At 62.1% G+C, this 2,626-nt stretch carries 3 protein-coding genes; all 3 read left to right on the forward strand.

The window, feature by feature from the left end:
* Positions 1 to 77 precede the first annotated feature (77 nt).
* Entirely contained in the window at positions 78 to 539 is a 462-nt protein-coding gene (gene tnpA / locus BV95_RS22455; RefSeq protein ID WP_051749947.1) for an IS66-like element accessory protein TnpA, read from the forward strand.
* On the forward strand, positions 536 to 889 hold the full coding sequence (tnpB, locus tag BV95_RS22460) for an IS66 family insertion sequence element accessory protein TnpB (protein ID WP_037457561.1): 354 nt from the start codon (positions 536 to 538) through the stop codon (positions 887 to 889). The genes tnpA and tnpB overlap by 4 nt, the downstream gene beginning before the upstream one ends.
* A 154-nt stretch (positions 890 to 1,043) precedes the next feature.
* On the forward strand, positions 1,044 to 2,570 hold the full coding sequence (tnpC, locus tag BV95_RS22465) for an IS66 family transposase (RefSeq protein WP_051749948.1): 1,527 nt from the start codon (positions 1,044 to 1,046) through the stop codon (positions 2,568 to 2,570).
* Positions 2,571 to 2,626: the final 56 nt, after the last annotated feature.

The raw sequence follows: 2,626 nt of genomic DNA on the forward strand, positions 1-2,626 counted from the left end.
GTAAGCGGTAAAAATCCCCCACATTTTCATGATTTGGCGATCTGGTAGATGGTGATCCTTGCATTTGCGAGGTGACGATGAGTGACAATGTCGAAACCAGTTTCGAAACTGAAAGGGGTGAGAGGACAGGCAAGGTTGCCCGCCTTGATGTCATTCCCTTGTCGAATGGCAACCGCAGATGGACGCCGGCGGCGAAAGCGCGGATCATAGAGGAGAGCTTCAAGGCAGGGGCGAATGTGGCCGAAGTCGCCCAGCGTCACGGGATGCTCCCGCAACAACTTTATAACTGGCGGGGGCGTTTCAGGGAGCGTGCCGAGGGGATGGGCTTTGTCCCGGCAGTGATCGAAGCCCCGTCGCCATCTCCCGTGCCGTCGACATCTTCCGGACCACCGGCGCCTACCGTCTCTTCGGTGCCCGTGGCTGAGAGGTCTGACGGGCAGATCGTCATCGAGACGCGCGGGCTGTCGATCCGCATCCCCTCCGACGTGGATGCCGATCACATTGAGCGGGTACTCCTGGCCGTGCAGGTGAACACATGATCATCCCGCCTGGACCGCTGAAGGTGCTGGTCGCGACGCAGCCCGTAGACTTCAGGAAGGGCATGGTGGGCCTCGCTTCGCTGGTGCAGAACGAACTGCGCCTCAATCCCTTCTCTGGCATGGTGTTTATTTTCCGGGCACGCCGAGCGGACAGGATAAAACTGCTCGTATGGGATGGCACCGGGCTCGTACTCGTGACGAAGCGGTTGCAGGATGGGAAGTTCCGCTGGCCCCGTCCGGGAGACGGCGTCATGAAGCTGTCGGCGGCCCAGGCTTCCGCGCTGTTCGAGGGGCTGGACTGGTCGCGTGTGCATGTGCCGCGCGTGCCAAAACCCCTTCATGCACAGTAGATCGCACGCCTGATTCTGTCTGGCGCAGAGGTGTTCCCAGACGTGCGAAACCGGCTAGAATGCGGGCGTGGCGGCGCATCCCGAACCCCCTGTCGAGACCGGCCCGGAGGCTGGATATGACGAGCTTCCCGACAATGTGGAGCAGCTCAAGGCGATGGTGCTGGCCGAGCGCGCTCGCGCGGCGCGGCTCGAACATATCCTCAAGCTGATCAACCGCTCGACCTTCGGCAAGCGTTCGGAAAAGCTCCCGGTCGATCAGCTGGCATTGACGCTGGAAGACCAGGACGTCGCTCTTGGCGAAGCCGATGGCTTGCAGGACAAGGCGGCCGAGGAAGCCGAACGTCATGGCCTCAGGCCGCGTCGTCGACGGGCTCCGGATGCCGAGCGCGCATCGCTGCCGGCCCATCTGCCGCGCTTCGAGACAGTGATCGAGCCCGAAAGCCTGGAATGCGCCTGTGGCGGAACGCTGCACAAGATCGGTGAGGACCGTTCCGAACGGCTCGACATCATCCCGGCCCAGCATCGCGTGATGGTGACGATCCGCCCCCGCTATGCCTGCCGCTGCTGTAGCGACGGCGTTCGCCAAGCATCGGCCCCGGCGCATGTAGTGCCGGGCGGCTTGCCGACCGAAGCGCTGATCGCTGATGTTCTGATCAACAAATATTGCGACCATCTGCCGCTTTACCGTCAATCGAAGATCCTCGCCCGGCAAGGCATCGAGATCAGCCGCGCCACTCTGGCGAACTGGGTTGGTCGCGGCATCGCTGCGGTGATGCCGATCACCAACCGGATGCGCGCCGATGCGCTTGCCAGCGCCCGCCTGTTCGTCGATGAAACCACGGTCAAGGTGCTGGCGCCGGGAACGGGCAAGACGAAAACCGGCTATATGTGGGTCATGGTACGCGACGATCGCGCGCATGCCGGCACCGATCCGCCTCTGGCGCTCTACACCTATATGCCGGGACGCGGAAAAATGTGGGCCAAGCAGTTGCTCGGGTCATATCAGGGCCTCCTGCAGGTCGATGCCTGGCAAGCCTATGACCAGTTCGGCAAGGATGATAGCGCCGACGTCGGCGTCACCAAGTCCTACTGTTGGGCGCACCTGCGACGCGGGTTCGTCGATGCAGGTCCCGACGCCCCGGTCGCGCAGGACGCCTTGCAACGCATCGCCAAAATCTATGGCATCGAAAAGGAAATCCGCGGGCGCACGGCCGAGGAACGCCTTGCCGTCAGGCAGGAGCGAACCCGTCCACTGGTCGACAAGCTCCATGCCTGGTTCGCCGCCACCGCACCGCGCATGATGGCTGGATCAGCAACAAGCGACGCGATGAAATATGCGCTCAAACGCTGGGCGGGCTTCACCCGGTTCCTCGACGACGGCAGGATCGAGATCGACAACAATGCCGCCGAACGGGCCGTCAGGCCGGTGACTCTCCAAAGAAAAAATGCACTCTTCACCGGCCACCAACTCGGCGCCGAAAACTGGGCAGCGATCTCCTCGCTGGTCGAAACCTGCAAGATGCTGGACATCAATCCCTACGCCTATCTCTGCGATGTCCTGGCCCGGATCATCACCCGCGCAGACACCGATCCGATCGACGATCTGTTGCCGTACAACTGGGTCGACACCAATGCCGCGCAAGCTTCGTTCGAACTGAACGGCATCGCAAGCGCCGCCTGACCATCCCAAATTACAGAACCGCCTCAAATGCCATGTGGGGGATTTTTACCGCTTAC

Origin of the sequence: Sphingobium chlorophenolicum (genome assembly GCF_000722875.1) — a bacterium.
Taxonomy (GTDB): domain Bacteria; phylum Pseudomonadota; class Alphaproteobacteria; order Sphingomonadales; family Sphingomonadaceae; genus Sphingobium; species Sphingobium chlorophenolicum.

Coding starts and splice junctions, on each gene's coding strand:
- tnpA (WP_051749947.1), top strand. CDS start 78: ATGAGTGACAATGTCGAAACCAGTTTCGAAACTGAAAGGGGTGAGAGG.
- tnpB (WP_037457561.1), top strand. CDS start 536: ATGATCATCCCGCCTGGACCGCTGAAGGTGCTGGTCGCGACGCAGCCC.
- tnpC (WP_051749948.1), top strand. CDS start 1,044: ATGGTGCTGGCCGAGCGCGCTCGCGCGGCGCGGCTCGAACATATCCTC.